Annotated in this window: 13 protein-coding genes; 6 read left to right on the plus strand and 7 right to left on the minus strand. The window is 63.5% G+C overall.

Annotated features, from left to right (window positions below; genetic code table 11):
• Nucleotides 1-18 precede the first annotated feature (18 nt).
• From IEW81_RS09050 to IEW81_RS09060, 3 genes are read left to right on the plus strand one after another with little or no spacing between them, the layout of a single operon-like run.
• The gene (locus IEW81_RS09050) at nt 19-714 is read left to right on the plus strand and encodes a hypothetical protein (protein ID WP_143544609.1); all 696 of its coding nucleotides are present in this window, start codon (nt 19-21) and stop codon (nt 712-714) included.
• Nucleotides 711-1,466 carry a hypothetical protein gene (locus IEW81_RS09055; RefSeq protein ID WP_097059593.1) on the plus strand — a complete coding sequence of 252 codons (756 nt, stop codon included), beginning with the start codon at nt 711-713 and terminating at the stop codon, nt 1,464-1,466. The genes IEW81_RS09050 and IEW81_RS09055 overlap by 4 nt, the downstream gene beginning before the upstream one ends.
• A gap of 2 nt (nt 1,467-1,468) precedes the next feature.
• Nucleotides 1,469-2,839: an O-antigen ligase family protein gene (locus IEW81_RS09060; RefSeq protein ID WP_143544610.1), complete on the plus strand. Its 1,371-nt coding sequence runs from the start codon at nt 1,469-1,471 to the stop codon at nt 2,837-2,839.
• A 23-nt stretch (nt 2,840-2,862) separates the two neighbouring features.
• Here IEW81_RS09060 and IEW81_RS09065 read toward each other — a convergent pair whose 3' ends face one another.
• From IEW81_RS09065 to IEW81_RS09080, 4 genes are read right to left on the minus strand one after another with little or no spacing between them, the layout of a single operon-like run.
• Nucleotides 2,863-3,789 (minus strand): glycosyltransferase family 2 protein, encoded by a 927-nt coding sequence (locus tag IEW81_RS09065; RefSeq protein ID WP_097059834.1) that lies wholly within the window; start codon nt 3,787-3,789, stop codon nt 2,863-2,865.
• Nucleotides 3,790-3,820: 31 nt separating this feature from the next.
• On the minus strand, nt 3,821-4,825 hold the full coding sequence (locus IEW81_RS09070; RefSeq protein ID WP_179691751.1) for a TolB family protein: 1,005 nt from the start codon (nt 4,823-4,825) through the stop codon (nt 3,821-3,823).
• Nucleotides 4,822-6,129, minus strand: coding sequence for an MFS transporter (locus tag IEW81_RS09075; protein WP_179691752.1), 1,308 nt, complete (start codon nt 6,127-6,129; stop codon nt 4,822-4,824). Before IEW81_RS09075 ends, IEW81_RS09070 begins: the two co-directional genes overlap by 4 nt.
• Before the next feature lie 21 nt (nt 6,130-6,150).
• Nucleotides 6,151-6,762, minus strand: a complete 612-nt coding sequence (locus IEW81_RS09080; RefSeq protein ID WP_229671322.1) for an acyltransferase — start codon at nt 6,760-6,762, stop codon at nt 6,151-6,153.
• A 79-nt stretch (nt 6,763-6,841) separates the two neighbouring features.
• Here IEW81_RS09080 and lhgD point away from each other — a divergent pair, with 79 nt between their 5' ends.
• Nucleotides 6,842-8,125, plus strand: coding sequence for an L-2-hydroxyglutarate dehydrogenase (gene lhgD / locus IEW81_RS09085; protein WP_308421894.1), 1,284 nt, complete (start codon nt 6,842-6,844; stop codon nt 8,123-8,125).
• 96 nt (nt 8,126-8,221) lie between these two features.
• On the opposite strand, the gene IEW81_RS09090 is transcribed toward lhgD, so the two are convergent.
• Both IEW81_RS09090 and IEW81_RS09095 read right to left on the minus strand, forming a co-directional pair.
• Nucleotides 8,222-8,416: a hypothetical protein gene (locus IEW81_RS09090; RefSeq protein WP_097059596.1), complete on the minus strand. Its 195-nt coding sequence runs from the start codon at nt 8,414-8,416 to the stop codon at nt 8,222-8,224.
• Between the two features lie 87 nt (nt 8,417-8,503).
• The gene (locus IEW81_RS09095; RefSeq protein ID WP_097059597.1) at nt 8,504-9,712 is read right to left on the minus strand and encodes an MFS transporter; all 1,209 of its coding nucleotides are present in this window, start codon (nt 9,710-9,712) and stop codon (nt 8,504-8,506) included.
• A 248-nt stretch (nt 9,713-9,960) separates the two neighbouring features.
• Between IEW81_RS09095 and IEW81_RS09100 the strand changes: the two genes are divergently transcribed.
• Both IEW81_RS09100 and IEW81_RS09105 read left to right on the plus strand, forming a co-directional pair.
• Complete coding sequence (locus tag IEW81_RS09100) at nt 9,961-12,405, plus strand: ribonucleoside-diphosphate reductase subunit alpha (RefSeq protein WP_179691753.1); 2,445 nt, start codon at nt 9,961-9,963, stop codon at nt 12,403-12,405.
• 171 nt (nt 12,406-12,576) lie between these two features.
• Entirely contained in the window at nt 12,577-13,572 is a 996-nt protein-coding gene (locus IEW81_RS09105) for a ribonucleotide-diphosphate reductase subunit beta (protein ID WP_097059599.1), read from the plus strand.
• Nucleotides 13,573-13,591: 19 nt separating this feature from the next.
• Here the strand turns inward: IEW81_RS09105 and IEW81_RS09110 are convergent, their stop codons facing one another.
• Nucleotides 13,592-14,062 carry an Rv3235 family protein gene (locus IEW81_RS09110; protein WP_229671323.1) on the minus strand — a complete coding sequence of 157 codons (471 nt, stop codon included), beginning with the start codon at nt 14,060-14,062 and terminating at the stop codon, nt 13,592-13,594.
• Nucleotides 14,063-14,143: the final 81 nt, after the last annotated feature.

Consider the following 14,143-nt stretch of genomic DNA (forward strand, 5'->3'; position numbering starts at 1 on the left):
CGGGGTGGGGGTGAGTCGATGACCGTACGTGACCTGGGCTGGGCCATGCTGCGCCGTTGGTACGTTATCGCTGCCGCCCTGATCCTTTCTGTTGTCGGTGGCTTCCTTCTCCAGCGCGGTGGTGGCCTTTATGCCACCGAGACTGTGGTGTCGTTTCTTCTTCCCGACAAGACCAGCCTGTCGCTCAACAGTGGGCTCGATGACGCGAGCGTGATTGCGTTCGCCGGAGTGGTTGCCCGCGAGGTCAACGACGGCGGAGCGCCAGCGAGCTATTCGACCGATGACGCGCCGCTCTACGGTGCCGGGCTCCGGGAGGGGTCGTTCGTGTCCCTGCCGAACGCCGGTAACCAATGGAGTACGAGTTACTTGCGCGCCGAACTCGTGCTGCAGATCATCGGCCCATCTGAACAGTGGGTGTCACAGCGACAAGAGGACCTGCTGGCAAAAGTAGTCGAGGTCTCCGACGCACAACAATCTTCCGTTACCGCTCAGGATGCCCGCATCAAGGTAGCCTCAGTTCCCCTGACCAAGCAGATCTTTCACGTTCTCCCGTCTCGGACTGCCGTTATTTCCGCGTACGTTGCACTGGTGATTGCCGCCCTCATGGTCGGCGGTTGGGCGGCGGTCGCACTGGACCGCGTCTCGAGCACGCGAGATAAGGTGCCGAGAGAGCAGATGCTCGCGCGGGTTTCCCACGAAGGGGTGGAACAGTGAATCTTGCGGACACGCTACGGGGTCTGTGGCGGCGATGGTACATCGTCATCCCGGGACTCGTCCTTACCATCATCGTCGCCATCGCGGCATGGCAGGTCATCAAGCCCGACTACGAGCGGGCGGGAACCCAGCTCCTGCTTCCAGGATTGGCGAGCATCCCGGAAGCAGGCAATCCGTACCTCTACCTGGGTGGGCTATCGCAGGCTGCCGACGTTCTCGTCACCGCTATGTCGTCAGAGCGCGAGCTCGGTCCTATCCTGGAGGACCATCCCGGGGCTGAGATCCTCATCCACCGGGATCCCCTCACCTCGGGTCCGCAGATTCTCACCACCGTTACGGCGAGCAGCAACGCCGAGGCAGGTGAGACCCTCGATGCCGCCATGGCGAGGACGACTCGTGTGCTCGGCGGTCTTCAGGATGTTGATGGGATCACCCAGGGAAATCGGATCGGGATTAAGTCGATCACCGTGGACAACCAAAGCACCCTCATCCAGAGAAACAGGGTGCTGGGTGCGGGTGGGGCGACATTGGGGATGCTGTTGATTACGCTTCTCACAGCTGGCCTCGTGGAGGGACTGAGCACCCGCAGGCATCGCCGTGATTTCCACGATTTTCGTATCCTCGAACTGAATGACGACGACCTCCCCATTCCGGATGACATGCTTCCATCGGCGCTGGCGCCAAGTACGGGCCGGAGAGTTCGGCAGCCTAAGCTCACGAGGCGCTGGCGACCTCTTCGACGAATGCGCTGATCGTGGCGACGGGGATCAGGGCGCCAGGGCCACCACCGGCGTCGCCGCAACAGCAACAGCAATCGCGTTCGTCGCGCGGCACGGGTGCGGTCTCGATGCTCACGGTGTACCTCGTGCTGCTGCTGGGGATGCCGTCGGGCGCAGCCATCGGCGCACTCGGATCCCTTGGTCGACCTGCCATGCTGTGGGGTGTCGTCATGCTGGCGTGGTGGGTCATCGCAAAACTTCAGGTGCGTGTGGGCGAGCTGCATCCCGTGCGCCAGCCGGTCCGGTTCGCGTTCCTGTTGTTCTTTATCGTCGCGTTGGTCAGCTTTGCCGTGGCGATGTTGCGCGGCCAGCCAGACGACCAGGTCAGTCCGGCGTTCACCGCCCTCATCCGATTGTTGTCGTGGGCGGGTGTGCTCCTGATCACGATCGACGGCATTCGCACCAGGGGTGATCTCGAGCGAATTGTGAGTCGCATCGGCGTCGCTGCCGGTCTGCTGGCAGCATTGGGCATCGTACAGTTCATCACGAAGAGTTCCCTCCTCGACTTCTTCGGTCTGATCCCCGGCATCACTGTGCCGATCATGGATGTCGCCGAGCGCGGCGGAGTTGCTCGTGTTCCCGGGACGGCAGTCCACCCGCTCGAATATGCGACGGTACTCAACGCGGCCCTTCCGCTGGTGATTGCCGCGGCGGTGTCCCACGGCTTCAAGTGGCAACTCACCAAAAGCAGGATCGGCTGGTGGGTTCCGGTCGCGCTCATCTCCCTGTCGGCACTGATCGCCGTGTCCCGGTCAGCGATCATCGGATTCGGGGTCGCTGCAGTGACGATGATCCCCGTGCTACCGCGTCGCTATCGAGGCGTTGTCATCGTCGGCGGGATCGTGCTGGCGGCTGCCGCCGTCGTTGTGATTCCTGGCTTGCTCACGACAACCCTGAACCTCTTTGCGGGAGCATCGAACGACCCAAGTACCCAGTCCCGCACCGGTGGTCTTGCCCGCGCCCCAGGATTCATCGCCGCTTCGCCCCTCGTGGGCGCAGGATTCGGCACCTTCCTGCCGAGGTACTACATCTTCGACAACGAGTGGGTGCTGGTCGCCATCGAATTGGGAATCGTGGGCGTCATAGCGTTCGGCGGCATATTCGTGACCGCGATCTGGAGCGGCATCACTGCCCGGAGACGCTCGACTGATCCTGCAACCCGGCTCCTCGCTTACGCTCTCGCCGCGTCGGTGGTGAACATTGCCGTGCTGTTTGCCTTCTTCGATGGACTGTCATTTCCGCAATCGAGCGGGATGTTCATCCTGATCGCAGGATTGTGCGGTGCCATCGAGGTGATCAGTGCAGCTGAGGCGACGAAGGTAACGTTGCTGGAACCCGGGACTTAGGAGCCGGGCGCACCCGCGAGGGCTCAGGCCTTGACGTGGGCAAGCCAGTCAGGGCCGCGGCGTTCACGGAGTCGGGCCGGGCTGATGAGGTCACGAACGGCAGCCCGACTGGTCTGCTTGCCGATCAGTGATCGGCTGGCTTCCCGAAGCACTACGGCGCACCAGAACGCGGCCGTCGAGACCCTACCGTGCATCGATCGGAAGAGCTTGATGCGGTTAGCGACGAGCAGGGACCACTGTCGGGGGTTGTCGGCCGATCCTCCCTCAAGATGTTGGGCCGTCGCCCGAGGCTGGTACCACGCGACCATACCGAAATCCCGGACCCTGAGGTCGTACTCCGTTTCCTCCGAGTAGAGGAAGTATGACTCGTCCCACTCACCGCACGCCTGCCAGCATGCTGCACTGATCAGCTGGGTCGATCCTTCTGCCCAGTCTGTCGAGTGCTCGGTGTCATAGGCATTCGGATCGGTGACGATCTCTCCGAGCCAAGGAAAACGACCGACGCGCTCGGCGCCGAGCAACGCGTCCCCCCAGGCGCGAAGCACGGTCGGTGCACGACGCAGCGACGAGATTCGCACCCCGCGGGCATCCCTCAGCTGGGGGACGACGATGCCGATCTCCGGCGTCAGGGTCTCGAACAGTGCGCGCACACACCCTGGATCGAGCCGGACATCTGCATTGAGGATCAGGTAGGCATCCTGCGGCCCTGCGGCTCTCACCGCAGCGTTGACTCCGGCGGCGTACCCGAGATTTCCTGGATTACGCACCACTGTCGCCCGAGGGGCGTGGCGCTCTATCTCTGACACCGTGTCATCGCCGGAGGCGTTGTCGGCCACGACGAGGGTGAACGTGACTCCTGCCGTTCCCCGCTCGAGCGAGCTGGCAAGATCCGCGATGAGCGGAGCGCTGTTGTAGGTAACAACGCAGATAGCGACCCTCGGTGCGGTCATCATGCCTGCCCGGGGCAGCGCTGGAGATTATTCATGGCCGCACTACCGAGGGCGACCACGCGTGTTGGATGAGCACAGTGGGAGGGGCAGATCCATCGGCGGGCACACTCCAGATGTCGCTGTCGCCGACGACGTCGGCGCGCGGGAGTCCATAGAGCAGCGTGGAATCGTCGAGCCACTCGACCTGGTCGTCGACGCTGTGCTTGTCCGAGACGACCGTCTCGGACATGGTCTGCAGGTCGAGCACCGCGATGTGCCAGTCAGGTGCGCTGAAGGAGCCACCGTTCTTCTTGAACGCGATCCGGGTGCCATCGGGCGACAGCGACGGGCACTCCACGTCGTCGTGCACCGACGTGAGAGTCCGGTCGACGAGGTCTCCGCGCACGAGCCAGGTCGAGCCTCCGGTCGCCGCGGTCGCGTAGAAGTGGCGGTCGTCATCCGTGAACGTCACACCCCAGATATTGCGATCGGCCGCGGTCATCTGCACGCCATCCACCAGCAGTGTGAACCGCTCGATGTTGCCGTAACTCTCGCCAGCGGCGGTCGCAATGATCGTCTCGGTGGCGAAGCCCACTGCCGCATACGAGACGCCCGTGACGAACGAGGTTTCGGCGACGAGTTGCGAATCCGCCGAAATCCTCGTGCGACTCGGCACACCGGGCAGCGACCAGTTCTGCTCCTGCGACCCGGTCTGCAGCGCGCTCCAGGTGGTGACGATGCCGGCGTCCGTTTTCAGGCACATCGTGAGCTTCGACGTGGAGTAAACCCGGTCGCAGACCTGCCGGGAGACGGAGCGTTCACCCGCCGGATCGTCGAGCGAGACGCTCGCCACTCTGCCGAAGTCTGCTCCGAAGGCCGTATTGCGGAACTCGATCCGCGCCCCGGCAAAACTCGTCACGGGCGTCACGGCCACTGCACTGGGAGCGTTTCTCTCCGCCTGCGATTGCAGGTAGGCGACGCCACCGAACGCCACCACGACGATGAGTGCTACCACCGAGATCGCCGTCAGTAGAAGGATGCGCTGTCGCGGGGTCATACGTCGGCCCGGTATCGTCGGGCACCGCGCAGGATGACCGCGACGATCGGGATCGCGATGGCGATGCCGATCGAGACGACGGTCATCGACCACTCGCGACCGATCGCGAACCACAGGATGCCGAATCCTGCCGCCGAGATGAAGCGCGCTATCGCTACGACAGTCTGGGCGGCGGCGATCGCGGTGGCACGGGTTTCGGAGGTCGTGAACTGGGTGGCCAGCACAGACAGGATCCCGTCGGTGGCCGCGTAATATGCGCCAAGCAGTATCAGGCAAACGATCGTGATCGCGGCTCCCGTGATCGGAAGCGTCGCGGAAACGTAGGCAGCGAGAAGCAGTCCATGGCCGAGCACGAAGGTGCGCGCCCGCCCGAAGCGGTCGGCGAGCCGGCCGATCGGCACGGCGAAGGCGAGGAAGGCGACATTCGTGCCGACGTACAGGAGCGGGAAGAACTGCGCAGCGAACGAACTCCGGCTCTGCAGCACGAGATAGATGAAGCCGTCGCCGATCGTCAGCAGCCCGAGGATGCCGGCGACGATGAGCAGGCGTTTGAGTCCGGGATTGTTCAGCTCGCGCCAGCGATTGCGGCGGCGAGCCGCGCGAGGCTCGACCGTGGTCTCCGCGATGTCCTCGGTCTCCGTGATGTCCTCAGTACTACGAGCACGTGTGTTCGAGCGCCGGTTGGGAACGATGATCCCGAGCACCGCGACGCCGACGAGAGCGAACGTGACAGAGACCATGAAAACGGTGCTGAAGCCGTTGGGGATGATCGACAGGATGATGAACGCGAGTAACGGCCCGATGGCGGCTCCGGTGTTATCGAGCGCGCGGTGCATTCCGAATGAGGCGGCGAGATTCTGCGGCTGCGAGGCTGCCGTGATGAGCGAGTCACGCGGCGCTGTTCGGATGCCCTTGCCGAGCCGGTCTGCGGTCAACACGGCGGTCAGTGCACCGAAGCCCGACGCGAACAGCAGCCCGATGCGCGCGATGGCGGACAGGCCGTACCCGAAGAAGGCCACCCACTTCGGTTGGTCCCCGAGGTCGGCGACCCAGCCCCCACCGATGCGCACGATCGCGCTCACGCCCTGGTACAGCCCGTCCAGGATGCCGTACGCGACGGTCGACAGCCCGAGCACACCGGTGACGTAGAGCGGAAGGATCGCTGCCACCGACTCCGACGAGATGTCGGTCAACATGCTCACGACGCCGAGCGAGATCACCACGGACGATACGCGATTGGCGGCCTTGGGCCCCTTGGGGGTTCCCTCGGAACCGCCGGGCCTGTTGGTCAGGGAGATGTACACGGCGTCAACTGCTCACGGCCGTCAAGCGCCGGATTCGACGAGGGAGAGTTGACCATCGACTTCGCGGTACAACGCGCCGGACACCGGGCAGTGGAAGCCGTCTCCATCGGCGAGCAGCCGGGCGCCCGCGTGACCGACCCAACCGATGCGCCTGGCAGGGTTTCCCGCCACGAGGGCGAAGGCCGGCACGTCCCGGATGACTGTCGCGCCAGCGGCGACGAGCGCCCATTCGCCGATCTCGACCGGTGCAACACAGACCGCGCGCGCTCCGATCGCCGCGCCGGTGCGCACGGTGACACCGACCGCGTGCCAGTCATCTCCGGATTTGCGCGAACCGTCGGGATTGATCGCTCGGGGGTAGAGGTCGTTGGTAAAGACGACCGCTGGCCCCACGAACACGCCATCCTCGAGGACCGCGGGTTCGTAGATGAGTGCATAGTTCTGGATCTTGCAGTTACGACCCAGGATCACTCCGGGACCCACATATGCTCCCCGACCCAGGCTCGATCCCGCGCCGATGACGGCGTGCTCCCGCACGTGTGCAAGTTCCCAGACGACGACACCGGATTCGAGGCGCGCCCCGTCGTCCACCTGTGCGGTGGTGGCAATTCGCGGAGCGGGTTCGGGTGACACGATCTGCCTATCGGGAGTGGCGAGTCTCAGCTCTCACCGGTCGATGCGGAGCACGGGACTTTCCGCCACGGGAGGGTGGGTGAATGGTAGCGTATTCGCACTCCACTCTGCGGGGGAGGCTGCCGATCGGGCGACATCAGGGAAGGTTCGACGCGATATGGACGACTACCTGGTCATCGGTGCAGGGCTCGTCGGCCTGGCTACCGCGCGCGCCATCCTGGAGAAGATCCCCGAGGCGCGCATCACGGTGCTCGAGAAGGCATCGGATGTCGCGACCGGGCAGACCGGCCACAACTCTGGAGTGATCCACGCCGGCATCTACTACGCGCCGGGTTCGCTCAAGGCCGAACTCTGCCGCCAGGGCCGCATCGAGACGGTCGAATTCTGTGAACGATACGGCGTCCCATACTCCCTGGTCGGCAAGCTCATCGTGGCCACCGACCAGACGGCGAAGACTCGCCTCGACGATCTGGAGCGCCGCTCGATCGAGAATCGGATCGTGGTCGAGCGGATCGGTGCCGGTGGTCTCGCGGAGCTCGAACCGAACGTGCAAGGGGTGGATGCGCTGCTGTCGCCGACGACCGGCATCGTCGACTACCGCCGGATGGCGTCGGTCATGGGCGACGAACTCGTGAAGGCGGGGGTTACGCTGCGCTTCAACGCCGAGGTGGTCTCGATCGTCGAGGAGGACGGCATCGGCGGCGGCGTCGTGCGGGTGCGCTCGGCGGATGGCGGCGAATGGGCGGCCAGGCACCTGGTCGCCTGCGCAGGACTGCAGGCAGACCGCATCGCCGGTATCGCCGGAATCGACATCGATTTCAGGATCGTCCCGTTCCGCGGTGAGTACTTCGACCTGCCTCCGGAGCGCAACGATTTCGTGAGTCACCTCATCTACCCGGTGCCGGATCCCTCGATGCCCTTCCTCGGCGTGCACATCAGCCCAACCATCGACGGTCGGGTGACGGTCGGACCGAACGCCGTGCTCGGCTGGTCGCGCGAAGGCTACCGCCGTGGCTCCGTGCGGCCCTCAGACGTGCTCGATTTCGCGACCTACGGTGGTTTCTGGAAGATGGCGTCTCGCAATCTCCGACCCGCGGTCATCGAGCTGAAGAATTCGCTCCTCAAGTCCGGCTACCTGCAGGAGTGCCGCAAGTATGCATCCACGCTGACGATGAAGGATCTTGGTGCGCGCTCGGCGGGCATTCGTGCCCAGGCGGTGCGCCGCGACGGATCGTTCATCGAAGACTTCCAGTTCGAGAGCACGCAGCGGCAGATCCATGTCGGCAACGCACCGTCCCCTGCTGCGACCTCGTCGATTCCGATCGGGCGGATGATCGCCGAGCGGATGTTCGCTCGGGCCTGATCGCCCGGTCCTGATAGCTCGGGCCTGACAGCCCGGTTGCGAGGGCCAGGGCGTCCCGCCTCGGCGAACCTCAGCGGCGAACCTCAGCGTTGAAACTCAGCGGCGGGCGATTGCGACTGTCGCAGCTACGGCAATGACGGCAGCACCCACGAGGCCCCAGAATTTCAGGGGCTTCAACCGGTAGGTGTCTGAGATCGTGAGCGCGGTGTTGCCCGCCACGTGCTGGACGGTCGTGACAGTGTCGAAGCCCAGCGCGATCGCTTTGTCGGCGACTCCCTGCGAATTGGTCATCTCATGCTCCCTCGTGGTGGACCGACGCCGTGGAGATCGCCGTCACCTCTATTTTGCGACAATCCTCATGCTGTCGTTACCAGCTGGTCAGCTGGGCTGGACCGCGACCGGTTCGGTGTCAGCGATGGGACTTGCATCCTTGCCTCGAAGATCGGGATGCGCTCGCCGGAACACCAACGGCACAGCGAAGCCGAAGGCCGCGAAGACTGCTCCCGTGATGAACCCGCCGATCGAGCCGTTCCCGTCGATCAGGAATCCCGCGACAGCAGAGCCGATTGCGGCGCCGATCAACTGCCCGGTACCGACCCAGCCGTACGCTTCTGCGGTGTCACTGAACTTGACGCTCGCCGACACGATGGCGAACATCACGGCGAGAGCCGGTGCTATGCACAGCCCGGCGACGAGGAGGGCGAGAGCGAGTGACCAGAAGTCCCACGCGAACAGGGCGAGCGTGCATCCGGCGAACACGACGGCCATGCGACGCGCGAGCGCCCAGGGGCCGACGGGGACGTGCCCGAGGGTGAGGCCGCCGGCGAGCGACGACAGCGCCCAGAACGCGAGCATGATGCCGGCCTGCGGGCCATCTTCACCGAATCGTGCGACGACGCCGGTCTCGATGGCGGCGCAGGAGCCGACGAGCAGGAACCCGACGACCGTCGCGAGCAGTACCGGCGGCCGGCTCAGCACGACGCCGAGCTTCCGTTTGCTGCGCGGGATGCGAACCCTGCCCACTTCCGGGCTGGAGATGAACCACGCACCGCCTCCGATCAGGAAGACCATGGCCACGACGATTCCGAGCACTGTGGAGATCTGGATCGAGACGAACGTCACGAGCACGGGGGCGGCGATCCAGATGATCTCCTGGGCTGAGGCATCCAGTGAGAACAGGGGGGTCAACTGTCGGGAGTTCACCATCTTGGGGTAGATGGTGCGCACAGCCGGCTGCACCGGCGGCTGGCTCAGGCCGCCGAGGAATCCGACGATCATGTATCCGACGAGCGGCATGGCGACGAATGCGACGATGCCCATGGATGTCGCGGCCACCACCGTCGTCAAAATGAGCACGGGACGCATTCCCCACGCGCCCATCCATCGGCTGGTAAGAGGGCCGGCAATGGCCTGCCCGATGCTGGTGGCGGCGAGCACGAGTCCGGCCGCGCCGTAAGAGTTGAAGATGTGCTCGACGTGGAGGAGATAAGCGAGGGAGAGCATGCCGCTGGGGAATCTCGCGGCGAGCTGTGCGGCGATGATGCGCGCCACTCCAGGCGTTCGCAGCAGGTCCAGGTAGCTCTTCACAAGAGTGCAAGCTTAGCGTCGGGCGGGGCCAGGTTCGGGGTAGGCAGCGTGCTCCGGCCCGTAGTGCACAGGGTGTGCATAAGTCCCCGGACTTATACACACCTGTGGATGACACGCCCACTAGATGTGGTGTTGGCGTCATGTCGGTGGCACGATATATAGTGTTAGAACAGCCTGGCCGGGGGTCGCGGCGAACAGCAGTTTTTGGGGTCATGAGCCCCGCAAAAGAGCATCCAAGGGAGATTTCTGTGGGAATTACAGTCGTCAAGCGCAGTGGCGAGCGGGAGCCATACGACGCGAACAAGATCAACCTCGCGATCGAGGCCGTGACGGTCGGTCTTGATGACAACATCACCTGGGTGACGCAGATCGCCTCGGAGCTCGAGTTGACCCTGTTCGATGGCATCACCACCCAGCAGCTCGACGAAGCGGTCATCCAGGTCGCCCTGCAGAACGTCAAAGACGATCCCGCATTCGATGTCGTAGCAGCGCGACTGCTTCTCAAGACGATCTACAAGCGTGTGCTCGGCGACTATGAGACCTCGGCCGAACTCAAGGACCTCCACCGGCAGCATTTCGCCGCCAACGTCGTCCGCGGTGTCGACGAAGGGCTGCTCGATCCGCGACTCGTCGAACTCTTCGACCTCGACTTCCTGTCGACGCAGCTTGAGCCCGCGCACGACGAACTGCTCAAATACATCGGTGTCGTCACGCTGAACAACCGCTACGGCATCAAGGGTCGCAATGGTGACGCCCTCGAGGTTCCGCAGTACTTCTGGATGCGCATCGCCATGGGGCTCTCGCTCAATGAGGCCGACCCCACCCAGGCCGCACTCGCCTTCTACAAGAAGATGTCGACCCTCGAGTACCTGGCTGCCGGCTCGACACTCGTCAACGCCGGCACCGTGTATCCCCAGCTGGCCAACTGCTTCGTCATGGAGATGCAGGACGACATGGAGCACATCGCTAAGACCACACGCGATGTCATGTGGCTGACCAAGGGCACAGGCGGAATCGGGCTCTCGGTTACCAAGCTTCGCGCCCAGGGATCGCCCATCCGCTCGAACAACACCTCGTCGACGGGCCCCATCCCGTTCATGCACACCATCGACTCGATCCTGCGGGCGGTCAGCCGGGGCGGCAAGAAGTTCGGCGCCCTGTGCTTCTACATGGAGAACTGGCACATGGACTTCCCGGAGTTCCTCGAACTCCGCAACAACTCGGGCGACCCGTACCGCCGTACCCGTACCGCCAACACCGCGGTCTGGATCAGCGATGAGTTCATGAAGCGCGTGCAGAACGACGACGACTGGTACCTCTTCGACCCGCTCGAGGTCACCGATCTTAACGAGCTGTACGGCAAGGCGTTCTCGGCTCGCTACAACGAGTATGTCGCGATGGCCGAAGCGGGCCAGATGCACATGTTCAAAAAGATCACCGCTCGCGAGCAGTTCAAGTCGATCCTCATCTCACTTCAGACCACCAGCCACCCGTGGCTGACCTGGAAAGACACGATCAACAACCGCGCGCTCAACAACAACACGGGCACGATCCACCTCTCCAACCTCTGCACCGAGATCACGCTGCCGCAGGATGAAGACAACGTATCGGTCTGCAACCTCGCCTCGATCAACCTCTCGCGGCACCTGGATGACGCCGGGCGCCTCGACTTCGTGAAGATCGCCGAGAGTGCACGTCTGGCTGTGCGCCAGCTCGACAACCTCATCGACATCACACGCTCGAGCGTGGCAGAAGCCGACTTCTCCAACCGGGAGAACCGTGCCGTCGGACTCGGCGTGATGGGCTTCACCGATGTCATCGAGAAGCTCGGCATCAGCTACGAGAGCGAAGAGGCATACGACCTGATCGACGAGATCATGGAGTACGTCTCGTACGCCGCCATCGATGCCTCGACCGAACTGGCCAAGGAGCGTGGTGCCTACGCGAACTTCGAGGGCAGCCGCTGGGCACAGGGAATGGTTCCACTCGACTCGATCGCGCTTACCGAAGCCGACCGTGGCATGGAAATCAAGGTCAACCGCACAACTCGCCTCGACTGGGACGCCCTGCGCGTCAAGGTCAAGGGGGGAATGCGCAACGCGACGCTCATGGCGATCGCGCCGACCGCATCCATTGGTCTTGTCGCGGGTACGACCCCGGGCCTCGACCCGCAGTTCTCGCAGATCTTCAGCCGCTCCACTTCGAACGGTAAGTTCCTGGAGGTCAACCGCAACCTCGTGGTCGACCTGCAGAAGCTCGGAATCTGGGAGTCGACTCGCGAGGCGATCCTTCGCAGCCAGGGTGACATCCAGAACATCGCATCGATCCCCGACCACCTCAAGGCGGTGTACAAGACCAGCTTCCAGCTGTCGCCGTACTCCTTCCTGGAGGTTGCCGCCCGTGCCCAGAAGTGGATCGACCAGGCCATCAGCCGCAACATGTATCTCGAGACGCGTGACCTCGGCGACATGATGGACATCTACTTCGCGGCATGGGAGCGCGGCGTGAAGACCACTTACTACCTGCACATGAAACCGCGCCACACCGCCGAGCAGTCGACGGTCAAGGTCAACAAGTCCGAAGACATCGCGTCGTCGAACGCGACACCGGCGGCAGGTGCAGCGCAGTCTGCTCCGTCGTCGGCTCCTGCCCGCCGAGGGTTCGGCGGACTCGCACCCAAGGCGGGTGCCTGATGCTCGCTGGAACTACGGGAATTGCACTGCTATCTCGCGACACCAGCGCCGAGGCAGTGATGCTGCCTCGGTTCGACACGGAATATCTCAGCACCGAATATTACGTACCGGTCGATCCGATGGACGACCTCCAATGCGACAGCTGCCAGTAAACGATCAAAGGAACTAATCATGGGAATTCTCGGAACAGGCCTCCAGGACGGCCTTCTGCTCAAGCCAATCAAATACCAGTGGGCCATGGACCTCTACGACCAGGCCGTTGCGAACACCTGGTTCCCGAACGAGATCCAGCTCGGTGAGGACATCGCCGATTTCAAGAAGATGACGGATGAGGAACGTCACGCCGTCACCTTCCTGATGAGCTACTTCAACCCGAACGAGCTGCTCGTCAACAAGGCTCTGGCCTTCGGCGTGTACCCTTACGTCTCCGCTGCGGAGTGCTCGCTGTACCTCGCGAAGCAGATGTGGGAAGAAGCCAACCACTGCATGAGCTTCGAGTACGTGCTCGAGACTTTCCCCATTGACCGCGAGGCCGCGTACAACTCTCACGTCAACATCCCGTCGATGGCCCGCAAGGAGGAGTTCGAGCTCAAGTACATCCGCCGTATGACCGAGCAGACACTCGACATCAACACCACAGAGGGCAAGAAGGACTTCGTCCGCAACCTGGTTGCGTACAACGTCATCCTCGAGGGCGTCTGGTTCTACTCGGGCTTCATGGTCGCCCTGAGCTTCCGTCAGCGCAACCTGCTGCGTAACTTCGGTTCGCTCATGGACTGGGTCGTGCGTGACGAGAGCCTGCACCTCAAATTCGGCATCAACCTGATCCTGACAGTCCTCGAAGAGAACCCCGACCTCCAGACCGAGGAATTCGCGGCAGAGATCAAGCAGATGATCGTGGATGCGGTCGAGATGGAAGAGCAGTACAACCGCGATCTCCTCCCGAACGGCATCCTCGGGCTGAACGCCACGTACATCAACCAGTACGTGAAGTACCTGGCCGACCGTCGTCTCGAGGAGCTCGGTTTCGAGACTCACTACAACGTGTCTAACCCGGCGAAGTGGATGGCCGCAGCCAATGACACCCTTCAGTTGGTGAACTTCTTCGAGTCGACGAACACGTCGTACGAGTCGAACGCTTCGGCAACCGTCGGGGCGAAGGTCTGACCGCCTGTAGAACGGTTTTCTAAAGAACGTTGATCGCCGTCGCGCGCCAGCGGCTGTCTAAACCCTCGAGTCTGAGGGCGACAGCCCTGGTGCGCACTCGGTTGTGCACAATGACGACCGCTTCGACCGCGCCATCCCGCGGTTCGAATTGGGAGATGGAACCGATCGAGAAGTGCGGCCGGGTAACCGCGCGCCCGGTGGCATGGCGGGCGCGGGCGCTCAGCACAACGCGCTTGAGCAGGTGCCGGTAGACGTCGTCGGTCACCCACCGGGAGATCTGCTCGAGATCCCGCGCTCCGGCCAGTATCTCGATTACAGCTCGAGTGAGGTTCTCGATCAGCGGTGACGGGTCGGGAAGCGCCGAGGTGCTGCTCGGTTGCTGCCCGAAGAACTCGTCCGGAACGAACCTCTGGCGCGTGGCGTGTAAGGGCGCGGCCGCGGACGGCGCGGTCGCTGACATGGGGCCATCGGGTTGAGCTGCTGTGGTCACGCGATGCCCCAATCGATGGATCTGTGGAGTTGCGAATCGTTCCACCCCCGTACGGGGGTAGGCATACTAAAGCAGTACGCG

The sequence above is a fragment of the Salinibacterium xinjiangense genome, from assembly GCF_014645015.1.
In the GTDB taxonomy this organism is placed as follows: domain Bacteria; phylum Actinomycetota; class Actinomycetes; order Actinomycetales; family Microbacteriaceae; genus Rhodoglobus; species Rhodoglobus xinjiangensis.

Excerpts from the sequence above, each read along its gene's own strand:
- IEW81_RS09070 (WP_179691751.1), bottom strand. The coding sequence starts at position 4,825 with ATGACCCCGCGACAGCGCATCCTTCTACTGACGGCGATCTCGGTGGTA.
- IEW81_RS09105 (WP_097059599.1), top strand. The coding sequence starts at position 12,577 with ATGGGAATTCTCGGAACAGGCCTCCAGGACGGCCTTCTGCTCAAGCCA.
- IEW81_RS09065 (WP_097059834.1), bottom strand. The coding sequence starts at position 3,789 with ATGACCGCACCGAGGGTCGCTATCTGCGTTGTTACCTACAACAGCGCT.
- IEW81_RS09090 (WP_097059596.1), bottom strand. The coding sequence starts at position 8,416 with ATGACCAATTCGCAGGGAGTCGCCGACAAAGCGATCGCGCTGGGCTTC.
- IEW81_RS09050 (WP_143544609.1), top strand. The coding sequence starts at position 19 with ATGACCGTACGTGACCTGGGCTGGGCCATGCTGCGCCGTTGGTACGTT.